The following is a 1,473-nucleotide window of genomic DNA, read 5'->3' as shown; positions in this document are numbered from 1 at the left end:
CGGTACTGCACCCCAAAAGTTAGAGTGAGAAAATAACATTTGGGGTGATTTTTTATGACTAAATATAATGAAGAATTTAAATTAATGGTGGTTCAAGAATATTTAAGTGGCTCTCTAGGATATCGAGCGATAGCGAAGAAGTATGGTATAGGTGATTCTCCATTAAGGAGATGGGTACGTGCTTTTAAAGAGTTTGGGCATACTGGCTTATCCGTTAAGAAAACGAAGCAGTTTTATTCTGTTCAATTTAAATTAGATGTATTAAACTTTATGAAACGAACAGGTGCTTCCTATCAAGATACTGCGATTCACTTTAACTTGAATGATCCAACTTTAGTTGCTAGTTGGTATCATCGGTTTTTAAAAGAAGGGATAGAGGGCCTGCAAAAAAAATCAAAGGGGCACCCGTCTATGTCTAAGAAACAAAAATCACCAGCGAAGAACCAAGAAAAAACAATGTCACGTGAGGAGCAGCTAGAACGCGAAAATGAACTGCTTCGTTTAGAGGTGGCGTATTTAAAAAAGTTGAAGGCTTTTCGAGAGAATCCAGATGCCTTCCTCGAAAAGCTCAAGCAGCCATCGCCTTCGAGCTTAAACAAGAAGGATTCCGATTAAAAGATGTTTTAAAACAAGTGGATATTCCAGAAGCAACATACCATTATCAGATGAAAATAATGAAACAAGCAAATTCGAACGAAAAATGGGAAACTTTGATTTTAGAAACCTTTAAAAAGCATGAAGGTCGATATGGCTACCGCCGTATTCATACGGAATTAAGAGCGCAAGGATACACAATTAATCATAAAAAAGTTCAACGAATTATGAAAAAGCTAGGATTGAAATGTGTAAAATTTGTACGTAAATCACGCTATAAATCCTACAAAGGAACAGTTGGGAAAGTCGCTAAAAACCTTTTGAATCGTAGATTCAGAACTCCATATACTCTTCAAAAATTGGTGACTGATGTAACTGAATTTAAATGTACAGATGATGAAAAACTATATTTAAGTCCAATTATGGATTTATATAATGGTGAAATTATTGGGTTTAGTATGTCAAAACGGCCGAGCCTAGACTTTGTTTTAGATTCACTTAAACAAGTACTTCCGATCATTCAGAAACGTGCTGAATATCGGACAACAATTCATTCCGATCAAGGATGGCACTATCAACACAATACGTGGGTGAAAACATTAAAGCAGAACAGGATTTTCCAAAGCATGTCTCGTAAAGCAACATGCGCAGACAATGCGGCCATGGAGAACTTCTTTAGTTTACTAAAACAGGAAATGTATTACGGAGAACAATCAATCTCATACGAAGCATTACAAAAGAAAATAGAAAAGTATATCAGTTATTATAATAATGATCGCATTAAACAAAAACTGGCTGGCATGAGTCCAGTAAATTACCGAAAACATACCAGCCAATTAGCTGCATAATAAAAACTCTAACTTTAAGGGGTCACTACCT

1 protein-coding gene and 1 pseudogene are annotated in these 1,473 nt (G+C 35.8%); both read left to right on the top strand.

Going from position 1 to position 1,473, the window contains the following annotated elements; translation table 11 throughout:
* Nucleotides 1-54 precede the first annotated feature (54 nt).
* Nucleotides 55-615: a helix-turn-helix domain-containing protein gene (locus AO843_RS23720; protein WP_054613504.1), complete on the top strand. Its 561-nt coding sequence runs from the start codon at nucleotides 55-57 to the stop codon at nucleotides 613-615.
* Nucleotides 576-1,442, top strand: a pseudogene (locus tag AO843_RS23715) (IS3 family transposase); the annotation flags it as partial. The gene AO843_RS23720 and the pseudogene AO843_RS23715, both read left to right, overlap by 40 nt.
* Nucleotides 1,443-1,473: the final 31 nt, after the last annotated feature.

The sequence above is a fragment of the Lysinibacillus sp. ZYM-1 genome (assembly GCF_001308875.1).
Taxonomy (GTDB): Bacteria; Bacillota; Bacilli; order Bacillales_A; family Planococcaceae; genus Lysinibacillus.
The sequence above is the reverse complement of the archived record's forward strand: the minus strand, read 5'-3'. Positions and strand labels throughout refer to the sequence as shown.

Coding starts and splice junctions, on each gene's coding strand:
- AO843_RS23720 (WP_054613504.1), top strand. CDS start 55: ATGACTAAATATAATGAAGAATTTAAATTAATGGTGGTTCAAGAATAT.